A 26,600-nucleotide genomic window follows, 5' to 3' on the forward strand; every position below is an offset into this window, starting at 1 on the left:
TCCGTCATCTCTCGCTGAAAGCGCGATTTTAGTGCTTATTCACCTTCGCTCCTTTTACTCCCTTTCCTGTAAGCTCCGAAATCAGCCTCTCAGCTTTCAAGTGCCTTCCTCACCGCGACTCTCGCTCATCTTAAGCTCGCTTTCCTACCCTATTTCCGTCACCACTAGCCGAAAGCTCCGTTTCGGTGCTTATTCACCTTCGCTCCCCATCTTCTTCTCCTTATACTTTGAATCACAGTAGCATTGTGCCAACTTCTACGCATATCAATGTCAAAAAAGGCACTCACCCCTTAGAAGGGTAAGCGCCATTGCTCTTAATTTGTTACATTTTTATAGTTTTCACTAAGCGTTTAGCGTCACCGTTAGGTGTTGCAACCACTTCGTACACGTTGATGCTAACATCGGAACTCAATTGTTCGGATTTGATACTGCCGAAATCAATGAATTGAACGCCGGACATGATCTTCTGCTGCCCTGTGAAGGTCATTGTTTTGGAGCTTAACAGTCGCCCTTCCGAGTCAACAACTTCAAATGCAAGTGTTGAGAAGTTCGCATCCGTAATCACTTGTTCCTGCCTCTTCACGTCCAAATCCAAACGTAACCTGTAAGCATAGGATGAATCTTTACTATATGTAGCACTCACAGAGTAATCCTTCAAGTCGATGGTATAAGGGTACAAGGAGATAGCGCCTGTACTTGGTATTGGTTGAATAGCTGTTTTGTATGACCCTACCGCTAGACGATTGGCATCATACACATTAAGTGCAAGCTGGTCGGCTTTCTCACCGGCAGGCAGCATGTAAGAATAACTCATCACATAACTAGTGTTGGGTGCGATGGTTTTCGCTACAGCTGACTGTCGAACGCCAGAGTATGTGTAGCCTTCAGCGCTTGTCAAATCCGTTTGGAAATCCGGAACGGTCAAAGACGTTGTCCCTTTATTCGTCAGCTTATACTTCGCAACAACCGTCTTAAACCCGAAGTCCGAATTCTCACTCATCCCAAACTCCACAAGGGATACATCGACATTCGAATCAATGAGATTACTTGCCGTAAGCTTGAATGGTGTGCCTAAGGTGTATGCTTGAGCAGCTGCGTAAGAGGAAACCTCTCCACCGTTTCCTGCACCGGCAAGTGTCGTAACCGAAACCGGCAAAGTTGCCGCTAGCTTACTGCTGTTTGTGTCCGCATTCCCGGTTCCTGTACTCGGCTGAGTCGTCGTAGAAGCAACCGTCTGCTTCTCAAGTACAACCAACTGCAGTGCATCTGTGTTCAGCCCTGCAGGCAAAATGCCAGAGAAACGGAATGTCGTAGACTCATTCGGAGATAAATACGACGTGCGTACGGCGTTATCACTAGAGGTAACAGCCACACTGCCACGAAGTGCTTGGAACTCCGCCGATAAAGTTGGTATGGTCACAATTCCATCGCTTTGATTTGTTAAGGTCACGTTGGCTTGCAAGTGCAGTCCGTCCGATTGCTTACTTGCCGCTGCCCATGAAGTTGAGATCGCTAGGCCGTTAACATCCAGGTTTGGATACTCTGTCTTGTCACCGATTTTTCCAATGGAAAAAGACTTCGCAACATTCAGTGAACCCAAAACGGTTGTCTTCACCTTGCCTTTTGGAGAGAATATCAACGCCAAATCTTTGGTCTCAAGCGCTGCTGGAACCGCAGCTTGTAAGGTGGCTTTAACAGGCTGCTGAGGAAGCAAGGATTGCCCTTCCACTTTGGCAAACTGGGCACTGTATGTCAGCCCTTTACTGTCCTGGAAATTGTATTCAAGTCCATCTGGCAGCTTAAGCGTTGAACTACTTAGATTTTCAAGCAGCAAGTCGGTATACACCATCCATGCCCCGTCTTTATATACTTTATAGCTTTTGCCTAATTGGGCCGTTAGTAACGCATCATCAGCAAGTGTGGAGTCCAGTTCCTTCAAATTAAGAACCGCTTGTTGAAGCACCGATTGTCCCGACTCCGCCAATGCAGCCTCTACGGACAAAGCGCCAATATCTTCCATCGCGTTATAGTTCCATTCGAAAATATCGACCTTTAACTGGGACGGATTCAAATTCGCAGGAATTTCAGAAGTAAATTTGAACGTGCCGGTTTCTCCCGCTTTCACACGCGCCGTTACTTTCTCACTCAGCTTCGCCGTGTAAGACACACCGTTAGTGTCTATAACTTTGACCCCATAGTTATTGAAATCAACCGGTGAGCTGCTGTTATTGTTTAGGCCTAATGAGAAGCGTAGCGAGCCATCCTCAGCCCCCGCAGACAAGGTAACTTTGTCCAATGTAAAGTAGACGGAATCACTGAGAAACACGCCTTCCTTCCCAGCAAAAGCCGATGTTGCAAAGGGGAATGTTAGGAAGCTTGCTGCGGTTAGCATTAAAGCCGAACGACTGAGCAAGCGTTTCATCTTTCGTTGTTGGTTCACAGGTAGTCCTCCTCAGAGTTTTGCTTTAGCAAAACTGGCATCGTAAGCATAATCTAGAGTTTTCGTAGAAAACTTACTTCGTAAGCATCTACTGAGTTTTGCTTTAGCAAAACTGGCATCGTAAGCACAATCTTGAGTTTTCGTTCAATTAGTGTCTCAAATCAATCAGACCGCAACGCGTCAATTGGACGCAATTTGGACGCTTTGTTCGCCGGATATAAACCAAAAATAACACCGACAAGCACCGAAAATAAAAAGGCATACAAACTAATATCAAAAGATAAACTGGTTGTTTGCTTGGGGCTAAAATAAGGCAGCGCATAGGATAATCCGATTCCAAGCGCAAGTCCGATTAATCCGCCCATACCGCTTATGACGACGGCTTCCACGAGAAATTGCAGCAAAATATTTCTGCGCTTGGCGCCAATCGATTTGCGAATCCCAATTTCACGAGTTCGTTCACTCACCGTAACCAACATAATATTCATGATTCCGATGCCGCCGACGAGAAGAGAGATTAACGCAACAGCCACTAATTGATTCGTAAGTGTATTCGTTGCTTCAGTCCGTGCTTTAAGCAGTTCATCTTGGTTCGTTAAAATGAAGCCTGTATCGCTTTTGAACTTGTACGTCAAATACTGCTTCATTGTCTCTTGAGCAGTATAAATATCATCCTTCGTCGGCGCTTCAACGTAGGTTGTGCGAATTTGCCCCAGCTTGAATTGTCGTCTTGCTGTTTCCAAAGGCATAATCACTGCACTGTCAACAGAAGCCCCGCCGATGTTAGAGCCCTTCTCTTTCAGAGTTCCAATAACATTGAACACGACTCCGTCGATATTGATATCTTCACCTACAGGGTTTAACTGACCAAAGAACGTTTTAGCCACTTCACTACCCAATATTACGACATTCGAGCGAAACTCAAGATCAGCTGGAGCGAGATTGCGCCCCTTGTCAATACTTGCTTTAATTATGTTAAAATAGCGATCGTTCGTTCCAATAACATTGTACTTCTCCTGCGTTCGATCATATTTAATGTTGGATCCGTTCTTCGTCATCGTTGGCGCAATCGACTGGAACTCCGGAAAATTCTCGAAATTCATCAGCTCATCATAATTCAATTGCGTTGCACGTCCGTTACCGGTCGCGGTGACAACAAGCAGATTCGTCCCCATGTTCTCGTATTGCTTGGCGATTTGCTCGGAAGTGCCTTGACCAATCGATACCAAGGTTACGACTGAGCTCACTCCAATAATGACGCCTAGCATGGTTAAAAATGTTCGCAGCGGACTCGATATGATCGTACGAAGTGACATTCGAATGAGTTCACTTAGCTTCATACGCTCACCTCATGCTGTGCAACCATATGAATGTTATTCCGATAGTCATCAATAATGACGCCATCCTTAAGGGAAACGACACGTTTGGCATTGTCGGCAATGTGATGATCATGCGTAATCAATACGATGGTATTTCCTTGAGCATTCAGCTGCAGGATTAACTCCAATACTTCTTCACCCGTTCTGGAGTCCAGCGCACCGGTTGGTTCATCCGCTAAGATGAGCGAAGGTGATATCGCAAGCGCCCGGGCGATGGCTACACGCTGCTGCTGGCCGCCTGATAGCTCACTCGGCTTATGATGACCACGCTCCCCCATCCCGAGCATCTTCAACATATTGTGTGCCCGCTCCCGCCGTTCCTTCCTTGGTATGCCAGCATAGATCATCGGAAGCTCCACATTTTCCATAGCTGACAAACGAGGCAATAAATTAAATTGTTGGAAAATGAAGCCGATCTTCTGGTTTCGCAGTTCAGCAAGGGCATTATCACCCATATTTTCGGTCACAACGCCATCCAACGTATAACTGCCTGTCGTAGGCACATCCAATAAGCCAATCGTGTTCATGAGTGTCGATTTCCCTGATCCACTCGGTCCGATAATGGCGACAAAATCACCCTCGGCAACGGAAAGCGATATGCTGCGCAGAACATGAAGATCTTCTTCCCCGCGTTTATATGTTTTGGTAATCTCTTTCAGTTCAATGATATTCATACCGCAATAACTCCTTTCCCGGCCGTATTATCTGGTACCGCCACCGCCGTTAGTCCGAGTAGCCCCCGTATTGCCCCCAGCACCTCCGTTACCGCCTGCACCTGCTCCACCAGCTCCGCCTTGGAATCCAGCACCAGCGCCTCCAGCGCCACCGTTTTGCTGGAACTGCTGTCTCAAACGATTAATTTCATCTTGGCTTAAATTCTGCTGTCTCTTCACGACAGGGAGAACAACTTTATCGCCTTCTTTAAGACCTTCGGTGATTTCGATTTGCGTTTTGGAGCGAATTCCAATTTTAACCTCGTGTTCATTATCCACCGTACCATCGGCTTTCTTCAGAGAAACAACACGCTTCCCTTTTTGTGATTGCAGCGCTTCTGGCGGTAAATAAATAACGTCTTTTTTATCTTGAATTAAAATTTCGCCAGTTGCCGTCATCCCATATTTCAACATATTGTCTTTATTTTCAGCAGCTAGGACAACATCATAGAAGGTTACGCCATTCGTTGTCGTTCCCACAGAAGAGATTTGAGTTACTTCTGCCGGGAATATGCGTCCAGGGTATGAATCAACCTTGATTTCAGCTTTCATCCCCGTCTTAATATTGGGTAAATCCAGCTCATCCACTTGCACCGGCAGCTGCATTTTCGCTAGGCTAGCAACAGCTCCGAACTGCGTACCATTGGTTACCTTACTTCCGACCCTGAAATTACTCAAAATATCATTTTTCTTATTCACAAAGTCGGTTGAAAATACACCGTCAAAGGGAGCAACGATTTTGAGGGAGTCCACCTTGTCCTTAGCCGAGTCCACTTTAAGCTTCTGCCGTTCAAGAGCAGACTGTTTCGTCAGAATATCATCGGCCAGCGTATCATTCACGAAGGTTGCGATCGTATCGCCTTGATGTACCATGTTCCCCGTTTTGAAAGGTAATACGGATATACTCCCCGTCGTCCCAGCCAAAATCGTCGTCACCTTCAGATACTGCAAGGCACTCTTGCCTTGTGAATCGACGGTTCGACCACCGATGGTAACTGAACCCGACACATTCGTTCCTGCATCCATGGAATTGTCATTCGGGACAGCAACTTCGATGTCGATCAGTTTACCGCCTTTTCCATCCGATTTTGGATCTTTGGAGATACTTTGAATCGATCCTGTTTTCGTGATCATAAATCCATCTAACGTAATATCCACCGGATCTCCCTTATGAAGCTGCGAAGCATCTTCCACAAAGAAAGGAAGCGTTACGGTTAAAGTACTTAAATCACCAATCGTGGCAATTTTGGTCGATTTATTGATTGTCGACCCTAAATCGATGTTATTCGCGTATGTAAGTTTACCGGAAATAGGCGCTTTAACACCCATTAATCCTTCCTGCTGCTGTAAGGCATTCAGATCTTTCTCAAGCTGTTCATATGTCAAAAGCGCATCTTGCAAATCGCTTTCCAAGCTTGTACTCGTTAGTTCAATAAGCACATCTCCAGCTTTAACCGCTTGGTTTCGCGTTAAATTAATTGATTTAATATTCGCATTTTCTGTAGATGAAATCGTTTGTGTATCTTTGGGCTCGAACTGTGCCGTGCCGGAAACGGAGAAGCGGATATTTCCTTTTTTGGCATCGACCGTCACCTCTTTAACGGCAGCAGCTTTTGCTTTCTTCCCTTTTCCACCGAAGTAAGCATACGAACCACCTGCACAAACGCTTACTGCGACAATCACAATGAACCACTTACTGCGATACCATTTCATGAAGTGACTACCCCCCTTAGAATTTACGCCAGAAAACTGGCTTCGAAAGCATATGCTCAACTTTTTTGCTCAACCAAAACTTGCAACGTAAGCTTAAAAGTGTTCTACATCGCTTGCCACTTAAATTTAATCATGTTTGGACGTAAGCAGCTCCATTAGCTGCTGTTCTACACTGATTCCCATACTTCTTTGGTCAAAAAGCTGAAATTCACCGTTTCCACGGTCCGTCATCATACCTGCTTCAACCTGGCGCTCCGCCTTTCTTTTTTGAATAAACGCATTGATTCGCTTTTCCCGTTCTTCTGAGGATACCTCTTCACCCAGATTGTCCATCCGCTCCGCCATACGTTTCTTCATTTGCTTGGATTGTTCATCCAGAAAAGTTCGCTGCGAAAGCGTTAAGCCATTAATGACTTGTTTTTGTTCGGACTCGGTAATGCTTCCTTCATCCATACTTTTGCGAACATAAGGCAGAATAGCCTCAGCCTGCTTGGCCGTAATGGTTAGGGAGTCAAGCCGATCCATTCGAATTAACCCCTGAAACAGCATAACGAGCTGCATCTCTCTAAGGTTTTGGACATCTTCAGCGAGGGGGGCTTCCTGTGGAGTTTTCCCAGATGATGGAGAAGGCGATGTCAATGCCGAAGTGCTGTCAAGCAGAGGCATGTGCCCACTGCAACCACTTAGCAGGAAGGAAATGAGCGTTAAACGCAGCACCATTTTCCGTGTGTATTTCACCTTGCATACACCTCCAAAACAAAAAATCCTGTCCAACAGCAACAGGATACAAAATAATGATGAATTAAGTTAGCTTTAGATGTAAAATTATTGTGAATTATCTACGAAATACGAGGAAAAGTAACACGAAATTCGGTGCCTTCGCCTACCCGACTGCGAACATGTATCGTTCCATTCATTCCAGTAACCAAATGCTTCACAATCGTAAGTCCAAGACCCGTTCCTGTCTTAACGTCTGACCGCGAAGTTCTTGCTTCGTCTGCTTTGTAGAAACGATCCCAAATGCGTTCTAACTCGGAATCTGTCATCCCTTCCCCGGTATCACGAACATACATATGGACCTCGCGCTCCTGCTCTTCTAGAGCTACCGTTATCGTTCCGCCCTTTTGTGTGAATTTCAACGAATTATAGATTAAATTTTGTACAATTTGAGCAAATCGATCAGGGTCTAAGTGAACCTGGGAGGACACCTTGTCTGGCTCAGGAAGAATGAGGTGAAAGTTTATTTCCTTCGCTGCTATCGGTGCCTTCAGCAGTTCCAACGATTCTTCAAGTGTTTCTGCGATGGATACAGGCCTAAGTCGGAACACATCTACCCCATTTTGAATCTGTGCCAAATCTAATAGATCGGTCACAAGACGCTGCAGCCGCTGAACTTCTTGGTCACAGATACGCAGGTAATGCGAATATTTCTCTTCCGGAATGACCTTATCATTCATTGCCACAATAAAACCGCGAAGTGTCGTTAACGGAGAACGAAGCTCATGGGATACATTCGTCAAAAACTCCTGCCTTGTGCCTTCCCATTCCTCCAGCTGTTCGACCATGAAGTTGAAGCTAGCAGCGAGCTGCCCTACCTCATCCTTTGAAGTTACCGGAACCCGTGTAGTGAAATCACCATGCGCAAGCTCGATTGCGGCTCGATTCATCTGTTGAAGCGGTCCTGCAAGTTTGCGAGAAATGAAAAACAGAATGAAACCAACAGCTACCAGTGAAAATAGGAGCGGAACCAGAATGTTAACGCGAACTGCTGAAATGGCTTCACTGATATCTCCAGCTGGAAAATGAAGAATGATGACCATAGGTTGTCCGTTTAGTTGATACGGGGCGTGATACGTAAACAGATTTATGGTTCGTCCATCCGGTGTCGTTAAGCCAACCATGCCATAGCCGGTATGACCGTGAAGACCATCGATAAAGAGCGTATCCATCTGTTTAGGAATAGCTCTCCCTTCACTATCCGAGGAGCCATTCAGAATGTTGCCCTTATCATCAACAAGCCAAACTTGTCCATTAATGCTTCTAGCCAAAATACGTACCGTATATTTCAGCTCTCGAGTTGAGATCGTCCCATCCTGTAAAGAATTCATTAAGCGCGTGACTTCCACATTACGCTTCTCCATCAGTTCGATCTTATCTTTATAAAATAAATCCGTAAAATAGTAGTTCCAGAACAGGAAAAGACCAACAAAAAAAAGCACACAAGTCGCAAGAAAAGACAGGAAAATTTTCAAATATAAGCTGTTGCTCTTTCCCGTCAACCACCGCTTAAACATGCTGAACCACCTCAAAGGAGTAGCCAATTCCCCACAGGGTCTGGATGCACCACATGTCATGCTGCCCTAATTTTTTACGCAAATTTTTCACATGGGCATCAACCGTGCGTGTGCCGCCTGTAAAATCAAAATTCCACACATAGCCAAGAAGATCCTCTCGTGTAAAAACACGGCTTGGATGGCTGGTCAGGAAATACAACAGCTCAATCTCCTTCGGCGTAAGCTCAACCCGTTTCCCACCGACTGTGACCCGATACTGCTCAAGATCAATAACAATATTGCCGATCTCCAGCCATTTACGGGATGTATTCTGGGTTTGAGACAGTTCCATAGGGACTTGAATCGTGCGGCGCAGCACGGCCTTAATACGGGCAATGAGCTCATTCGGATCGAAAGGCTTGACCAAATAATCGTCAACCCCCAGATTAAACCCTCTCAGCTTATCGATGGACTCCCCTTTTGCCGTGAGGAATATGATTGGCGTTTGATGATAGGGGGCCTCCATTTTGCGAATTTGCTCACATAACTCGTAACCGGATATATCAGGGAGCATGATATCCAGTAGAACCAAGTTTGGTTTCTCGTTTATTATCGTACGAAGCACTTCCTGCCCTCGCGGCAATATAATCGCCTCATAGTTGGAATGCTCCAAGTACAGTCTGACGACTTCAGCAATATTCGGTTCGTCATCTACAACTAGAACTTTGCCTTCCGAACTCATCTAGCGCCACCCTTTTCCTTGCGAATCTGCTGCTGCCTTGCTCTTTCATTAATTACCTCTGAACGATCTCTCCGCGTATGTTTTTGGATGAGATGCTCATCTTCCATCAGGCTTGGCGACTGCCATATCAGCCCTCTTCTGTCGCACTCTTTTAAGCAGAAATCTATAAGTTCCGGGTCAGTAATAGGCAAATTAATATCCTCATATAGAAATTCATTTTGCTCTATGGAAGACCAAACCTGGTTAAGAAGCTCTTGAAGCTTATCGGGGTTAAGCCCCAATGAAAGGACATGAGGAGCTTCTGCATTCCTTCCCGCGCTTTGCAGCATTTTCACAGCACCAGTGCGGTTGCCTCTACGAATATGATACATACCTACTGCTATTTGAATAAGAGCGACATAGGTTCTGCTGCGTGCATCCCCAGGATGTTCCTTCCAGAACTCCTCCATCACTTCATGGCATTCAAAATAATCTCGTTGTGCATGGAAATAAAGTAAATAATCGATATATGCCTCCGGATACGGCTTCATGATTCGTTCCCCTCACCTTGTTGTGATCACGGTAATGCCTAATTACTTCTCATGTTACTCGAAAGTTGTGCCATCGTCCAACATCAACGAGGGGTCACTAACTTTCATACATTTTCCAACGCAACCAAACTATCATATCTTACGTCCAATTAAGTAGTTTAGTAGAAAGAGGCGTGATGGATGAAAATTGGGAAATGGATGCTCACAGGCACCCTGATACTATCGATGAGCGTACCAACTGCTGTTCATGCTGCAGGTACGGTTCAATCAAGTCCGGACAAAACAACGAAATACCGCGTCTATCAGTACAATCATGTACTCATGGAATTTGCGGCTTATGGGCAAGCAGAAGCATTTGCAAAAGGTTTTACGAATAGTCATGTTGAAGAAATAAGCACTCGCAAATGGTTGTGGAACAATTTCCCACGCTATCAAGTTTTTCAGTTGGATGTATCATTGCCAGAGTGGCAATTTGCCTCACTGGACGCAGCCATCGCTGAAGCAAAAAAATGGACCAACGCTAGTGTTCGGGACCTGCAATCCTCAGGTTGGGTGTGGAACAATTATCCTAATTTCCAAGTCTACCAAAATGAAATCACGCAGGATTCATGGAAGTTTCTAACGTTGAACGAAGCCGTTGCCGAAGCGAAGAAATGGGGCGGCGCCCATATTATTGATTTAAACAGCAATAAGTGGGTTTGGGACAATATCTCAAATGAGGAAAAGAAATCACTCCGCTCTGGTGAGCTTATTTACAAGGTGTATCAAGGTACATTTTCAGCAGACAACTGGGCCTTTGCATCCTTAGAGGACGCCATTAATGAAGCTCTCAAATGGGGAAATTCAACCGTAGTCAATAAAAATACGAAAAAAACGGTGTATAGCAATCTTAAAATTTATAAAGTATTTCAAAATGACACATTTTTGCAGGACTTTGCTTCCTTGAATGAAGCACAAGATTACGCACACCTATGGGGACACAGCTCTATCTTCCTAGATGGCCGCAAAATTTGGAACAACTACGCCTCTTATCAAGTGTTTCAGAATACAGCTCTCATAGGCGAATTTAAGACGATTCCCGAAGCCTTAAGTTACAGTGTGCAGTACAGTAATTCTTCTGTTCAAACGCTCGATCATCGCTTCCTTTGGGATAACTTCAAAAAGCTCCAGGTATGGGGCTGGAACGGCATGGCCGGTGGTGATGCGATTAAAGCGCATGTGAATAATACAGTCGGACTTGATGTTGATTCTCCAAGCTATTTCGAGCTTGCGGATGCAGCAGGTAATTTGAAGGATCAATCCAATGCCGATACCGTCACATGGCTCCAAAAGAATGGATACACCGTATATCCGCTAGTCAGCAACCAATTTAACTCGACCTTGACAACTCAATTCCTTGCGGATAGCGCTGCCCAAGACAAATTCGTTAAGGCCTTGGTAGACCGCTCTGTGCAGCTTGGAGTTCCGGGAATCAATGTGGATTTCGAAAGCCTGGCTGGTTCGGATCGTAACGCTTTTACAGCCTTCATAGCCAAATTAACCTCATACGCTCACTTGAACAGCCTAGCTGTATCCATTGATCTGCCACGTGGGAGTGTCAAATGGAACCATCTTTCTGCATTCGATCATGAGAAGCTGGGGAGTCTGGTTGATTACGTCGTCATCATGGCCTACGATCAGTTCTGGCGGGGCAGTACTTCTGCTGGGTCTGTAGCCGGACTTCCTTGGACAGATGGCGGTATTCAAGAATTCCTTTCCTATGGCATTCCGCGGGACAAAATCATTCTAGGTATCCCCTACTATGTGCGTGAATGGAAGCTGGATGCAGCCGGAGCCTTGCAAAGTAATCGAACCTTGCTGATGAAAGACATCCCTGCTTTATTAGCTTCCAAATCAACCAAACAAACTTGGGACAAAACCTTCGAACAATATCGGATCGAGTACCAAGAGGATGGCTTCACCTATGTATTCTGGTTGGAAGATGAGGCTACGGTCAAAGCTCGTCTGGACATGGCGAAAAAGTACGACATCGCTGGTGTCGCAGCATGGCGGCTTGGTTATGATCAAGCGGACTTATGGAAATTGATTTTGCAGAATAAATAATAAGAGGAAAAAAGGACTTCCGCCAATGTGGGGAGGTCCTTTTGGTGTCAATGTTATTCTTAACGGAACGACAAGCCGCTAAAGTGGATGAAATGAGCTAAACATTGAATTAGCGGAACGAGAGGGCGTTATTCGATGAAATTTGAGCTATTCGATGCAGATCAGATAAGACCCCATTCGCTAAAAATGGTTTCAGTACCGCAGCCCGAACAATATTTGGCGTCCGGCTTGTTAACTTTATAGCACCCTTTGTGCAATAAGGTTTTCTCTTTGGTACATTTATTCTTAAGCGGCGCTCCACAACGAATGCAGTAGTTATCTTCTTTATCAGCGACATATTTACACCTGACACATTGTTGCAACTCATCCTTAGCCATAGGTTCAACCCCTTGAAGTTTGTAGCTACTCCATTTATATGTGGGTAATCATTGTTAAGGTGAATAATAAACCCTTCCAGCCTATGTATAAAAATAGGCCTCTTTCGCCCACCCTAAATAAGAGAGACTTTGTTCTCCGAACAAAGATCCCTATATTAAATGGAGGAGGCGAAAAAGGCATGGCTAAAGATGTTCTTTGTGAAGTGAATTCCTGCAAATATTGGGCAACCGAAAACAAATGCAATGCAAGCTCGATTTATGTCGTGAGTCACCGCGGCAGTAACCAAGCGCGTAATTCCGAGGAAACGGATTGTAAGACGTTTGAGTCTAAGATTTAGATCGTTAGAGTTAGTGCATTAGAGCTAGAGCGTAACTTTTTGTGCGTAAGAGCTAGAGCGTATGAGCTAAAACGTAACATTTAGAGCATTGAGCTAGAGCCTAACATTTAGAGCGTTGAGCTAGAGCGTACTTTTAGTGCGAAAGAGTTAGAGTGAAAATTCAGAGCGTTAAAAGAGGCCCTGTCGGGGGCCTCTTCTCTTTTTCCTTGCCCTTATTCTCATTGTAACCAATAATGATAATTATTATCAGTGTTTCGAGGAGAGATTTTCAAGCTCCTCCAGATCCTGAGTTGGCGCTTGGCAGGCAAAGTTTTGGCACACGTAGGCTGTTGCCTGCCCTCCAAGCGGCAGCTTGTCTTGCACGAGCGGAATGAGCTTGCGCACTTCTTCGCCCGCCTCTCCCGGCGGATGAAGAATCAGCAGCGCATTCGGCAGATACTGCCGCTGCACCGTGCGCAGCATGTGCTGCGTCTCTGGTTTCGCCGGGTCGCCGGCGATGACAATTTCGCTGGCTTCGCCATAAGCGAAATCGAGCGCGGCCAGCGTGAGCGCATGGCCCGGCGGGTAGGACGCAACAGCTCCGGCGAACGCCTGGAGCTGCACTTCTGCTGCCTGCGACAGCTTCGCGTCGTAGGTCAGCCTGGACAGCCGCAGCAGGTTCAGCGCGGCTGCACCGTTGCCCGACGGCATCGCGCCGTCGTAGATCTCTTTGGGGCGGGTGAGCAGCTGCTCGGCATCGCTGCCGTAGAAGAAGAGCCCGCCCTTCTCTTCGTCTCCGAAGAGGCGAAGCATCTCTGCGTTCAGCTGGACAGCTTCACGGAGATAGCGCAGCTCGAACGTGGTTTCGTACAGCTCGATGAGGCCCCAGACGAGGAACGCGTAGTCGTCCACGTAGCCGAGGAAAGCCGCTTCGCCATCGCGGTAGCGGGCGAGCAACCGCCCGTCCTCGCGGTGCAGCTCGCGCAGGAGGAATTCCGCGGCTTTCGCGGCTGCCTCCGCGTAAGAAGGCTTGTCCAAGGCACGTGCCGCCTTGGACAGCGCAGCTATCATCAGACCGTTCCACGCGGTCAGAATCTTGTCATCCTTGCCCGGATGGATACGCTGCTCGCGATGCGCGAACAGCTTAACGCGGGCAGCCTCAATCCGCTGCTTCAGCTCATCCAATGGGATTTGCTTACGCCTCGCAAAAGATTCCATCGTCGTTCCAATTAAATTCGGGATATTATGCCCCTCAAAATTACCCGACTCCGTAATATCATACAGTTCGGAAAATAGATCGCCTTCTTCAATCCCTAATACGTCCTCCACTTCATCCGGCGTCCAGACATAGAATTTGCCTTCCACACCTTCTGAATCCGCATCCTCAGCGGAATAGAAAGCTCCACCCTCATCTGTCATATCCCGAAGAACGTAAGTAATAATTTGCTCAGCGACCTCTGCATACTTCTCTTTTCCAGTCACTTGGTAGGCCTCTATGTAAGTCATAATTAATAGAGCATTATCGTAAAGCATCTTTTCAAAATGCGGCACTAACCATTTTTCATCCACCGAATACCGGGAAAAACCGAATCCAATGTGGTCAAACATACCTCCACGATGCATGGAATCTAGCGTTTTTTCCACAATCTCAAGCGCACGTGCATTGCCCGTTTTTTGATAGTATCTCAGGAGGAAAGATAAATTGTGAGATGTCGGAAACTTCGGAGAGCTGCCAAATCCGCCATGTTCAGCATCAAAATTACTCTCATATATACGAAAAGCTTCATGAAGCGTTTCCTCTGACACCACTCCGCCTGAGCGATTCTCCAGCAATCGACTGGTCGTTTCCGTGATCACCTGATCAGCAGCCTCGCGAATTCGATCAGGATCTTCCTTCCACTTCCCTGCTAGCTGTGCGATGATCTCAACCATCCCTGCTCGATTATACTTCCGACTGCGTGGGAAATACGTCCCAGCGAAGAAAGGTTTTTTCTCAGGTGTCAAAAACACCGTAAGCGGCCATCCCCCTTGCCCTGTCATCGCCTGACAAACAGCCATATAGATATGGTCGACATCCGGGCGTTCTTCGCGGTCCACTTTGATCGAGATGAAATCTTTATTCAGCATGTCTGCAACGATTTGGTCTTCGAATGACTCGTGTGCCATGACATGACACCAATGGCAACAACTATATCCGATACTAAGAAATATTGGTTTATTCTCTCTTTTAGCAATCTCAAAAGCTTCACTATTCCACGAATGCCAATTGATCGGATTGTATGCGTGTTGAAGTAGATATGGAGATTTTTCGTTTATAAGTAAATTTGGTTTCCGTTCAGGCATTTTACATTTCCTTCCTACTTTTGGATTGTTATTATTATATTTCTAATACAATAGAAAAGAAAAACGCCTTGCAAGGCGTTCAATACAAAAAGAAAGCAATTTCTATGTTAACCTTACCTCAATAGGGGTTGTCCAACTTAATGAAACTTCTCTTTTATTAGTTCTTAGAATCCCAATCTACATGATTTCTCCAATCAATCCAAACTGACTTTAATTTGCTAACCAGCCATTCTCCACCAAACGTTATTGTACCTTCATGGGAAGCATAAATAATCCAGTCCATTTTATCTGAACACCAAAAGCCTTCTCCCCCTATAGCACCATAGTAACCATAGAAAGGATGCAAGTCTGATATTTGTATTCTATACGTCTCACCTGTTTCAAGAAATTCATATATCTGCTCTATTCCATGTTCCTTTAAGACGGTTAGAATAAATTCATGCTTACTCTTATCATCCTCAATATAATCAGCATTAAAAGCAATTAGGTCGCTTCTTTTACATTCGTTTAACGGATACCAGTAGCGTCTATTTATATCCCATACACTTTCCATTTCATTTCTCAATGATAAAGAAACTTCATCATGGATTTGTTCTTTGTCCAATTGATAACCTCCAATCGACTACTTTAATGAAATCCATGTTTTAGCTACTCTCTTGCTCCATATCTTAAATCTTTACCCATCCAATCACTCGCATCACGCCAACTCACTTTTTTTGCAGATAACCAGCTTGACTTCTTTTCTGAATGTTGTTCCGGCTTCCAGCCACCAATATCAGCCCAATAAAACATACTCTCATTATATATAAATGTTGCTTCCCATATTATCGAATCATAGTTTTGAGGACTTGGGATTATGTTAATTTCTGTTACTTCCTCAAACATAAGTTCAATAGCTGACGGACTCGTATCTTGCCTGTGAAAGAGAATACGAACTTTATGGTCTAGTTCGGCAGAAAGATACATCGAAAGGTCTTCATGTACATAATGTTCACTCCACATATGTAATTCTTTCATACAACTGTCATGGAAATATCCAAAAGAAATTAATAATTCATTTACATCTTTCATATTCCTTAATTCTTTCCACTCCATATAGTCACCTGACCTCAAATGAAATTGCTCTTTTAATTAGATGCTATAATAACATCAAAGCGACTTGATAACTTCTTGTATTCATTGCTCCAGCCACTACATATGGATATTTCTTGTATTGAACCTGTTGGGGCAAAAAGAAGTTCTATTTCAGAAATGACTGCATTATCAAGCTGATTAAGTCTTTTAATGTATGTATCCAGTGTAGACAATACTTCTTCTACGGTATTAAATCTCGACCAAGTAATATTAGTATTTGAGGAATTAATCAGATTACTTACTTCCCACAGTATATCAACCAAGAGTTTATAACTTTCCAAGTTTTAATGCACCTTCTTAACAATAAAATCGTGCTTTCATCTAACCTAGCTTGAATTATTATGAGAAATGACTAACAAAAAGATCGTAAAGATAACCGCTTGAGCAATTGCAATAGTTAACTCCTTTTTCCAATAAGTCTTTGACCAAGGACTGAGCAGTCGTAAAATAAGAAAACTACCAATAAAAAAACTGAACCAAGTTACAAATACTGCTTGCATTTATTCACTCCCACTAATAAATCATTCGTTATTATAAATCTATTACTTTATCTATGTGGAAGTTGCAGGGTACTCCATGATAAATAAAGAAATACAATAGCTAAGATACAAAAAAATACAGTATAAAATCGATTAGTTTTTCTTTCTTTAATTGAGTAAGAAATAGAAAAAATAGCCATTGTAAACTGACATAAGCTTCGATAGTATTGGTTTTGTATATGGTACAGTCCAATGATCTGGATGATTACAGTTAGAGCAATGACTATATTAAACCATGCTGGATTATTATTGAATTTAAATTTCAATGTCATTAGCCACCTTTTTTTAATGAACGTGATAAGTTTAAAATATTACCCAATAAAATCATTCTTTTATCAATAATTTAATATTTATGAATTACCATTTTCTTCTTGTTATTATACAACAAAAAAGCCAACTATTAGCTGGCAAATATTTTAGAAAACTGTATTCACTTTTTCCAGAATTCAATAATCTTAATGCTAAAACAAGCTCTTCGGTTGTATATTGAAAACTACAAATAAGCATCCTTTCGGATGCTTATTTGTAGTCAAGAGGAGCTGCGGTAAACCAGGTTGGCACACTAGGCGATTCATCTCAACCCTATCTTAATCTTTTAAAAAACCGATCTGGCGGCAGTATGCCAGCATCCGCGAGATATGAGCCAGCCCGATCATAGGCCACTGAACATTTAATTGATTCATTAGAGCAACCGATTTGTTCGATCGGAGGAATATCGGTGTCGAGGCTTCGAGCTGCGTTGTATGAAACTCCAGCATAACATTCTCCAGATCCTCCCTTGCTTCCGAGGATAACTGCGGCTGTTCGCGGTAAGCAGCCTCGGTCACTCGGAGGAATTCGTGAAGCGGATAAAGCTGAATTCTCTGTTCCCCGCAAGCCTGATTGATGAGATTCGCAAGCATGCGAAAGCTTACCTTGTATGGATTAGCCACGTGAATCACAGCATCCGTTATACGACTCGCAATGAGCTTGGCCGCTGCGTCGCCTGCACGGTCGACGAAAGAGAAATCCAGCGTGCGTCCAGATAAATCCGGCATGATCTTTAACCGGTAAAAGGCGCGGAAGAGCCCGTAAAACGCATTGTCGTCTATATTCTTTTGGAATTTTCCGGTACCGGAGTGGAACAGCACATTGCCAAGCCGTACGATGGTGGCCGGATAGCCCTGCTCGCTGTGCTGTTGAACCATTTTCTCAGCTTCCAGCTTGGTTCTGATATAATAATTGCCTGAAGTCTGACCCGCATCGACGTCATATTCAGAAAATATCGAGAAGAGACGGTCTGGCATAAACCCCGATGCAACGCTTAGGGTGGAAATGTAATAAACGTGCTTACTACGACCTGTAGCGGACAAGCGCAGGACTTCCTCGGTCCCCTTCACGTTCTGCCGCTCGAACTCTTCGATGAAACCGTAATGCTTGGTCTTAGCCGCAGCATGAACGATACAGTCGATATCTGCCGCTAGCCGCCCGTACATCTCTTCGCATAAGCCCAAACGGTCCTCCGTAATGTCTCCGGCGTACACCCGCACTCTGTCCCCTTCGGGAGGAAACGGCTCTTCGAAATAAAAACGCCACATTTCGGCTGCTTTAGTCGCTGCTTTGCCATCGCTTTCGGCGCGCACAAGCAGATGGACGCGGCTGTCCGTGGTCGCAAGCAGTGCGTGTAGGAAATACATACCGAAGTACCCCGTACTACCCGTAAGCAGTATTTCATGGAATGGGACATCAGATTCGTCTACTTCCGTTTTTTCCGAAGAGATTCGACGTTTGTATTCGCGCAGCTCGTGCTTCATATCCGATAAGCTCATGTGTTCCTTGGAAGCGATGTTCTCGTTCATCCTAACGCTTTCGCTTCGGAGTCGAATGTTCGCTTTTAATCGTGCAATGGTGGGATGTTCAAATAAATCGTTGATGCCCAGCTCAAAATGTTCTGTCAATTGAGACATAACCCGAATAGCCTTGATCGAATCCCCGCCGTGCTCGAAAAAATGGTCGTGAACTCCAAGCCGTGACCCAAGCACATCCTGAAAAGCCTCGGCAATGCGCGTTTCGATTCGATCACTCGGCTCCACTATCGTTGCAGCGGTGCTAGGCAAATTTCGCTTTGCTTCTTCCGCCAGCTCCAATAACCGCTTTCGATCTATTTTTCCATTGGTGTTTAACGGAATGGCCTCAACCTTCACAAACATGGAAGGAACCATATATCCGGGCAACCGGGCTGAACAATAAGTAAGCCATTCTTCTCGGGATATCTCCCGATCGGCTAGGTAAAACGCGCACAACGATTTATCGTGCATGTTATCTTCGATATCTAGCACAACCGCCGCGCTTGTTGCCGGATGTTCGATAACAATCCGCTCCACCTCGCCTAATTCGACCCTGTTACCGCGTATTTTCACCTGATTGTCGATCCTGCCGATGTATTCGAGCGTTCCATCGGTTCTCCATCTGGCCAAATCGCCCGTCCGGTACAGCTTTCCGTCTGGGACGAGCGGGTGTGTTACAAATTGCTGTTCCGTAAGTTCAGGCCTATTCCAGTACCCTAAGGCCAGACCTTCTCCGGCGATACACAACTCGCCGGTCAAGCCAGTCGGCAGCAGCTTCCCATGCGGATCCAGGATATAGATCCGGGCGTTTGCTACGGGTTTCCCGATTGGAATGTTCGGCTCGCTTTCCCGCACGAGATGACATGTGGCTACCACGGTGTTTTCCGTCGGACCGTAGTTGTTGTATACCGAATAGCGCTGCGGCGTGAATGAACGGAGCTTATCTCCAGCCGTCAACAGCAGACGCAGCGAACGATTCGGCAAGTTCATAAACGACTCCGCAATCTGTGTCGGCAAAAAACTTACGGTAATGCCGTGCTGCTCGAAGTAGTCGTTTAAACGATACATGTCAAGCTTGATAGGTTCCGGAACGATATGGAGCGTCGCCCCGGCAATGAGATAAGGGAAAATTTCCAGAATCGATGCATCAAAGCCGAGGGAAGCATACTGGGTGCTCCGGTCGTCTTCGACGATCCGGTAAAACCGGCGATGCCATTCCACTGCGTTGGCGAAAGAACGCTCTCCTATCATTACACCCTTCGGAGTTCCCGTGGAGCCCGATGTGAAGATGAGATAAGCCAGGTCGCCACATTGCCGTGAAGACGGCACATCACTGGCGTCCGGTTCATGCAGAAGTTCCGCCATATCGAGAGGCACACCCTTGAATGTCACGGAAGAACGCATATCGGTCGACATGATTGCTGCCACGGCGTTCGACTCCGCCAATATCTGTTCCATACGTTGCGGTGGAATCATACAGTCGATGGGAAGATAGACTGCCCCGCTTTTGAAAATTCCAATCATAGCAATGATCGCCTCAATCGATCTTTCCATGGTCAAAGCCACTACATCGCCGATGCGGATTCCCTTGCTCCTGAGCGCATGGGCAACACGATTGGATTGAATATGGAGCTCGTTGTAACTGAGCCTCCTGCCGTCATAAACAACTGCATGTTTCCCGCTAAACTTGTCGCAGCTTTCTTCTACCATCTGGATAACTGTCTGCCCGTAGTAATAAGAAGATTCCTCCGGATTATCATTCAGAATCGCGGCTTTCTCATCTTCCGTAACGAGTTCAATATCCACCAAACAGATCTGCGGATCGGCGATCGCCGTGCGGACGACATGAAGGAAGTGGGCTGCCATTCTTACGGCTGTCTCATACTCGAACAAATCGGCATCGTATTCCAGATGAAACGTCAAGCTGCCGCCGCTTTCTACCGCTTCAAGCAGCAAATCGAATTTGGCTTTATGCACATCGAGTAGCTCCGGATGAAACTTTCTTGCTCTGTGCAAGTCATTGACACTTTGCATGACGAACATCGTATCGAAAAGCGGATTCCGAATGAACTGCTCTCGTGAGACTGCAGCATGTTTGACAAGCAGCTCCAGCGGATAAGCTTGGTGATCAAGGGCAAGCAGGATGTTCGTCTTCGTTTCTCCCAGAAATTGCTGAAAGCTCATCTTGGGTAGCGGAAAGCTGCGAATCGCCAGTGTATTAACGAACATACCCATTGTTCCTTGAAACTCGGCGTGCCATCTGTCGGAAACGGGCGTGCCGATCACGAGATCTGTTTGGTCTGCATATTTCGACAACCACACACTGTAAAGACTGAACAAAGCCATATAGAGGGTGACCTGATGCTCTTTGGAGAACTGCTGCAGCTTCAAGACTGTTTCCGGATCGGCCTGTATGCTTACCCTATCCCCTTTGCCGGTCGACTTTCCTCGCCTTGGCTTATCGAAAGGCAACTGAAGCAGCTTCACCTGTTCCTTGAACTGCGCTTGCCAATAAGCTTCCTGGTTGCGGAAATCAGGCGAATTCACATAGTACATCTGCCAAACCGCATAGTCTTTCATCTGCCTCACGGGCCAGACCGGGGTCCCCCCCTCGTACAAAACCGTCAATTCATCCATAAATCGTTCGACAGAAACGCCGTCGGAAATGATATGGTGCATATCCAGCAGCAAATATTGCGCCGTCCTATCGGAATCCTCTACATGGACAAGCTTCATTCGCAAAAGCGGAGACTGCGCAAGATCGAACGGCTGCAGGAAGGCATGTACAACTTGCGGCAGTTTATCGAAACCATGAAGTATCTCTTCGTCGATATGCAGATCAACGCTGGGATGGATACATTGTACCGGCTCGCCATCGTGCAAGTGAAAGGAAGTCCGAAACGCTTCATGTCGCCGCACCAGCTCTTGAGCCGCAGCTTCCAGCTTGCCATGATCTAGCTCCGGTTCACAACGCCACAACATCGGCATGTTATAGATACACCCATCCGGATGCTGCCGGTGCTCGATGTAAATATGCCGCTGGGAATAGGCAAGCGGGTACGAATCAGCTTGTTCAACTTCCGGAAGAGCACAGGCTATGGCGGCTGCAGTCTCAATGACAGCCGCAAAATGCCGCAAAATCGGCTGCTCGAATAAAGCGCGAATCGGAAGATCGGTGCCGAAAGATGCGTTCACTGCAGCAATCAATCTCATGGCCGCTAGCGAATGCCCCCCCATTTCAAAGAAATGGTCATCTATGCCCGCGCTGCCGGATTGCAGAACTTCCTGCCATAGCTTCAGCAGCCGCTTCTCCATTTCGCTTTCCGGCGCACCATCCCGCCATTGCTGTTCTTGCTCCATAATATCGCCAGCCTCAGGGTCCGGAAGCGCTCCGCTATCGATTTTGCCATTGATGGTAAGGGGCATCTGCTTCAATTGAATATAATCGCTAGGAAGCATATACTCCGGTAAAGAAGCGCCAAGAAACGCTCTTACTTCCTCTGCCGTCAACCTCGAGCTTGCAGTAAAATAGGCGCAGATGAGTTTCGCGTAACCGCGTTCCCTGACCCGTACAACGGCTTCACGCACCGCTTCATGGCGCAGCAGCACCCGCTCGATTTCCGGCAACTCGATACGATAGCCCCTTATTTTCACCTGATTATCTTTCCGTCCGAGAAACTCTATCGTACCATCTTCAAGCCAAAGAGCCATATCCCCAGTTTTGTAAAGGCGTTCTCCTCGCCTAAACGGACTCTGCATAAATTTATCCGCCGTCAGCTCCGGATTGTTTATATACCCACGCGCAACGCCGTCTCCTCCTACCCACAGTTCGCCTACCTCGCCGACGTCGAGCAGCTGACCATCTTCCCCTACGATATACGCAGTAGAATTGCTGATCGGACGACCGATCGGAATGGATTGCTCAAATGGTTTATCGATCGGAAAAGTGGTAGAAAATGTGGCATTTTCGGTCGGTCCATATACATTGATCAGTTGCACACTGGGGCAGCATTTCACTACATGATCCGCAATTTTCGGAAAGATAACGTCGCCGCCAACTAGCAAACACCGCAGCGAAGCGAACAAATCCGCCTGCTCGATGGCCAATTGATGAAACAGAGGCGATGTCAGGAGAAGCATCGTGATACCGTGGCGATTGAGCAGTCGCTTCAAGCTTACGGCGCTGAGCAGATCGTATTTATCCGTCAGCACAAGTGTACCGCCGTTCAGAAGAGCACCCCATATTTCGAAGGTCGAAGCGTCGAAGCCTAACGCGCCAGCCTGCAGCACCTTATCTTGGCCAGGAACAAATGTAACGTAGTCTGCGCCTCTAACTAGACGTACGACGCCTCTATGCTCGATCATTACGCCCTTCGGCAGTCCGGTAGAGCCGGAGGTGTACATCACATATGCCAAATCAGTCGGACCGCCCCCCTCTTCTAGCTGTGGGTTAAATGCCTGCTCACTAGCGGCTCCCATTTTGACTTCCTCGAGCTGCATCGTTTTCAAATGCATGGACGATAAAGCCATTCGGTCCCTTGAACTGGAGTCAGTAAGAACAACATCCGCCCCCGAATTCTCCAGCATATAACGAATTCGTTCGTCCGGAAGCTCGGGATCCAGGGGTAAATAGGCTCCTCCGGCCTTGAGAACTCCAAGCACACCGGCGATATAATCGATAGATCGTGAGAGCATTACACCGACGACCCTGTCTTTTCTCACCCCGCGATCTCTCAGCTTCATAGCGATTGCCTGCGACCGGCTGTTGAGCTGTTGGTATGAAATCGACTCTTCCCCGCAAATAACCGCTGTATGTTCAGGAAACAGTTTCGCCTGCTCTTCGAAAAGTTCGTTCACCTTTCTATCGCGAGGGTAAACGGTGGCTGTATCATTAAACCTCCGTATGATATCCTTCCGTCCCGATAGACGGGGAAGCACAAACGAATCGACCCGCGTTTCGGGCTCCGACGCAAGCGCCCAATCTATCAGAGCGAAGAAGTCGGACGCCAGGCTTTCGATCGTTTCCGGACGAAATCGATCTTGAAGGTATTCGAATCGAAAGTGCAGCTCACCGGCTGTCTCCTTGCCTTCGAGCAGCAAGTCAAACTTCGCATCTTGCTGCGGCACAAGAACGTCTGAAACGATCATCTGAGGCAGTGTCAGCGTTAATGGATCGGCGTTTTGCCAAACAAAAGCCGTATTGAATAACGGATTGCGGTTGGAATCACGGTGACGCTGCACATAACGGACAAGCTTATCGAAAGGGAACAGTTCGTGCTCAAACGCATCTATCAAGTTATGGTTAATTTGCCGTACCCAGTCCTCCAGTTTGATGCCAGCATCCATTCGGCATCGGACCGCCAATGTGCTGACGAACATGCCGACAACGGACTGCATCTCCACATGCTGCCGGGATGCCGTTACCGTGCCGATTACAAGATCGGTTTGCCCGGAATAGCGGTGCCACAGCAGGTTATAAAGCGCGAACAAGGCAGTAAACATTGTCGTTGAATGTTTGTCTGCCCATCGTTTAAGCCGGGCGCTCCGGGCGACATCGAGCGAGAAGTTGTATTGCCCGGCTTTTGCGGGACGTGCCGAAGTCATTGGAGCATCGTACGGCAGTCGAATAGGAACGAACGGTTCGCGGTATAGCTCCTTCCAGTATAATTCGTGCTTCTGGCCTTCCGGCGATTCCAAATAGAGCCGCTCCCATTCCGCGTAATCCGTAACTGTAAACTGAGGAGCGGGAAGTCGGTCGTTGTTATATAAAAACGATAAATCGCTCAATATCACAGACAGCGAGGTACCGTCACATACGATATGATGGACGTCCAGCAGCAGCATCCAAGCAGATTCGCCGGTGCGTACAACTGCGGCGCGTAAGAGCGGTGCCTTCGCCAAATCAAACGAGCGAATAAAGTTATGTATACTTGGTTGATAGTCCAGACCTTGCCCCCGCTCCTGACCGGAAATATCTCCGTGCACCAGTTCCACCTCTACCCGCTCGAGTACCTGCTGCATCGGTTGCCCGTCAAACAGCACGAAAAAAGTGCGCAGCGAAGCATGCCGTTCAACCAGCTTCTGCAGTGCTGCCCGGAGGCGATCCACTTCGAGAAGCCCTTCGATATGCCAGCACATAGGGATATTGTACGCCGTACTGGACGGTTCAAAGTGCTGCTCCATAAACATGCGGGTTTGCGCTGAAGACAGTGAATGCCACTCTTTTCTGCCGACAAGCTGCAACTGCGGCACTTCGGCCGAGGCTTGCGCCAGCTGTTGTTCCAGCAAGCAGGCGGCAGACTCCACGGTAGGATGCATATATAAAGCTTTGATCGAGAATGGTACGGCGAATGATTTTTTGATACGGGCGATCAACGCCATCGCTTTGATCGAATGACCACCACAAGCGAAGAAATTATCCTTCGTTCCGATGTGTTCGTTTTGAAGCGTGCTTCTCCAAAGTTCAAGCAAAGCTTCCTCCACTTTATTTCCCGTCCCCGTTTCTCTTCCGGACGGCAAGTCGGTTCTTACTCTGCGGACCGGCTCCGGAAGCATGGAGCGGTCTATTTTTCCGTTAGCGCCCAGCGGCAATTTATCCAATTTCACAAATAAGTCCGGGACCATATAATCCGGCAGTACTCGGCTTAAACTGGATTTCACTTCTTCTGCCGTCAAATCGGGTCCTGAGCAGTAATAAGCGCATAATTGTTTATCTGCCTCCTGCCCGCGAAGCAGCACGGCGACCTCTTTGATCCCGCCCAGCCGCAACAAATGCTGTTCGATCTCGGCTATCTCGATCCGGTATCCGCGAATCTTGATCTGACTATCCACACGGCCAAGGAATTCGATTTTGCCGTCCGAACGGCGTCGAGCAAGGTCTCCCGTTCGGTACAGCCGCTCTCCCTGCCGAAACGGGCTGGAAATGAACTTCTCCACCGTCAGCTCTTGCCGGTGAATGTAACCTCGGGCAACGCCATCGCCGCCTACCCACAGCTCGCCGGCTTCGTCGTCCGGCCTAAGATTTCCCACTTCATCCACAATATAAGCTGTGGAGTTGCTGATAGGCAGTCCGATTGGAATCGTGTTTTCGTCATCCCGATCGATTACGTGATACGTCGAGAATGTCGTATTCTCCGTTGGACCGTAGCCATTTATCAGCTTTACCAGAGGACAATGTTTCCTGACGCTGTTGATGATCTTTGGTTGGAGTACGTCTCCGCCGATGATCATTTGGTTCAGCGGGGCAAACATTCCCGGCCGCTCCAGTGCGAGCTGGTGAAACAGCGGAGCGGTAAGCCATAGGATCGTGATGCCGTGATGAGTCAGCAAGCTCTCTAGACGCTCCGCATCTAGCACGTCGTGTTTATCTTCCACTACCAAGGCGGCGCCGTTAAGGAGTGCGCCCCAAATTTCAAACGTGGAGGCATCGAAGCCGAGAGCGCCCGTTTGCAGAATCCGGTCCGTACCGGAATGAAACTTGATATAGTTCGTGTTCTTGACTAACCGAATGATACCCTTATGCTCCACCATAACGCCTTTGGGCTGCCCTGTAGAGCCGGATGTATACATTACATAAGCGAGACTAGAAGAAGACCGCTCCCCATTCCCCGAAATCGAAGGGAAGGAGGTTTCAAGGAACGCCTCTTGCCCGGTTAACACTGCCTCGGATTCCCAGCCTGGCATTTGATCGTCGATAAATACCATTTTGCCGGCAAAGAAAGTCAAATTACGGGAGAGTTGGCGTGTCGTCACGACAACTGAAGTGCCGCTATCCTGCAGCAGTAATCGAATACGTTCATCCGGAAGATCCGCATCAAGCGGAAGATAAGCGCCGCCAGCTTGCAAAACCGAAAGCAGGCAAGCCGTAAAGTCGAAGGAACGATCGAGCAATATCCCGACGAGCTGTTCAGACTGCAAGCCCTGTTTGCGCAGCTCCTTCTCTAGGGCGAGCGCACGTTCGTTCAATTCCTCGTAGGTGTACACCTGTCCTCTATCCACAACAGCCGGAAATTCGGCGTACTGCTCCAACTGCATCCCGAACAATTCCGGTATCGTAGCCTCGTGAGGATACTCCGATGTCGTATCATTCCACCGGCTTACTTCATTATTATCCATCCATCCGTCCCTCAGCGGGGTCGACCGATCATTCATGATAAACACCTCTTATGTTA

Annotated in this window: 17 protein-coding genes; 3 read left to right on the top strand and 14 right to left on the bottom strand. The window is 46.9% G+C overall.

The features are described from left to right. On the top strand, positions 1–241 hold a 241-nt coding region (locus GC102_RS39170; protein WP_216628205.1), incomplete at its 5' end, for a hypothetical protein. Between the two features lie 81 nt (positions 242–322). Here GC102_RS39170 and GC102_RS29165 read toward each other — a convergent pair. From GC102_RS29165 to GC102_RS29200, 8 genes are all read right to left on the bottom strand, one after another. Beyond that, positions 323–2,440, bottom strand: a complete 2,118-nt coding sequence (locus tag GC102_RS29165) for a hypothetical protein (protein WP_171692631.1) — start codon at positions 2,438–2,440, stop codon at positions 323–325. Positions 2,441–2,601: 161 nt separating this feature from the next. Then, positions 2,602–3,780, bottom strand: coding sequence for an ABC transporter permease (locus tag GC102_RS29170; protein ID WP_171649306.1), 1,179 nt, complete (start codon positions 3,778–3,780; stop codon positions 2,602–2,604). Then, positions 3,777–4,493 (bottom strand): ABC transporter ATP-binding protein, encoded by a 717-nt coding sequence (locus GC102_RS29175; RefSeq protein WP_216628206.1) that lies wholly within the window; start codon positions 4,491–4,493, stop codon positions 3,777–3,779. The genes GC102_RS29170 and GC102_RS29175 overlap by 4 nt, the downstream gene beginning before the upstream one ends. 27 nt (positions 4,494–4,520) lie before the next feature. Continuing rightward, positions 4,521–6,245 carry an efflux RND transporter periplasmic adaptor subunit gene (locus GC102_RS29180; protein WP_171692632.1) on the bottom strand — a complete coding sequence of 575 codons (1,725 nt, stop codon included), beginning with the start codon at positions 6,243–6,245 and terminating at the stop codon, positions 4,521–4,523. 126 nt (positions 6,246–6,371) lie between these two features. Then, a complete protein-coding gene (locus GC102_RS29185) occupies positions 6,372–6,983 on the bottom strand; it encodes a hypothetical protein (protein WP_171692633.1) in 612 nt (203 codons plus the stop codon). A gap of 101 nt (positions 6,984–7,084) precedes the next feature. After that, on the bottom strand, positions 7,085–8,539 hold the full coding sequence (locus tag GC102_RS29190; RefSeq protein ID WP_171692634.1) for a sensor histidine kinase: 1,455 nt from the start codon (positions 8,537–8,539) through the stop codon (positions 7,085–7,087). Next, positions 8,532–9,260: a response regulator transcription factor gene (locus tag GC102_RS29195; protein ID WP_171692635.1), complete on the bottom strand. Its 729-nt coding sequence runs from the start codon at positions 9,258–9,260 to the stop codon at positions 8,532–8,534. Before GC102_RS29195 ends, GC102_RS29190 begins: the two co-directional genes overlap by 8 nt. Further along, positions 9,257–9,790 carry a DUF309 domain-containing protein gene (locus tag GC102_RS29200; protein WP_171692636.1) on the bottom strand — a complete coding sequence of 178 codons (534 nt, stop codon included), beginning with the start codon at positions 9,788–9,790 and terminating at the stop codon, positions 9,257–9,259. Before GC102_RS29200 ends, GC102_RS29195 begins: the two co-directional genes overlap by 4 nt. A gap of 180 nt (positions 9,791–9,970) precedes the next feature. Here GC102_RS29200 and GC102_RS29205 point away from each other — a divergent pair, with 180 nt between their 5' ends. Next, entirely contained in the window at positions 9,971–11,893 is a 1,923-nt protein-coding gene (locus tag GC102_RS29205; RefSeq protein WP_171692637.1) for a glycosyl hydrolase family 18 protein, read from the top strand. 161 nt (positions 11,894–12,054) lie between these two features. On the opposite strand, the gene GC102_RS29210 is transcribed toward GC102_RS29205, so the two are convergent. Next, positions 12,055–12,270, bottom strand: a complete 216-nt coding sequence (locus GC102_RS29210) for a hypothetical protein (protein WP_029193210.1) — start codon at positions 12,268–12,270, stop codon at positions 12,055–12,057. Positions 12,271–12,449: 179 nt separating this feature from the next. Between GC102_RS29210 and GC102_RS29215 the strand changes: the two genes are divergently transcribed. Then, complete coding sequence (locus GC102_RS29215; RefSeq protein ID WP_084159967.1) at positions 12,450–12,608, top strand: DUF1540 domain-containing protein; 159 nt, start codon at positions 12,450–12,452, stop codon at positions 12,606–12,608. Positions 12,609–12,854: 246 nt separating this feature from the next. On the opposite strand, the gene GC102_RS29220 is transcribed toward GC102_RS29215, so the two are convergent. The 5 genes from GC102_RS29220 to GC102_RS29240 form a co-directional block, all read right to left on the bottom strand. Beyond that, a complete protein-coding gene (locus GC102_RS29220; RefSeq protein WP_171692638.1) occupies positions 12,855–14,930 on the bottom strand; it encodes a thioredoxin domain-containing protein in 2,076 nt (691 codons plus the stop codon). Between the two features lie 157 nt (positions 14,931–15,087). Next, on the bottom strand, positions 15,088–15,534 hold the full coding sequence (locus tag GC102_RS29225; RefSeq protein ID WP_171692639.1) for a hypothetical protein: 447 nt from the start codon (positions 15,532–15,534) through the stop codon (positions 15,088–15,090). A gap of 44 nt (positions 15,535–15,578) precedes the next feature. Then, positions 15,579–16,025 carry a hypothetical protein gene (locus GC102_RS29230; protein WP_171692640.1) on the bottom strand — a complete coding sequence of 149 codons (447 nt, stop codon included), beginning with the start codon at positions 16,023–16,025 and terminating at the stop codon, positions 15,579–15,581. Between the two features lie 32 nt (positions 16,026–16,057). Continuing rightward, complete coding sequence (locus GC102_RS29235; RefSeq protein WP_171692641.1) at positions 16,058–16,345, bottom strand: hypothetical protein; 288 nt, start codon at positions 16,343–16,345, stop codon at positions 16,058–16,060. 845 nt (positions 16,346–17,190) lie between these two features. Further along, complete coding sequence (locus GC102_RS29240; RefSeq protein ID WP_171692642.1) at positions 17,191–26,580, bottom strand: non-ribosomal peptide synthetase; 9,390 nt, start codon at positions 26,578–26,580, stop codon at positions 17,191–17,193. Positions 26,581–26,600: the final 20 nt, after the last annotated feature.

This window comes from Paenibacillus germinis (genome assembly GCF_013141785.1).
GTDB classification, from domain to species: domain Bacteria; phylum Bacillota; class Bacilli; order Paenibacillales; family NBRC-103111; genus Paenibacillus_E; species Paenibacillus_E phytorum.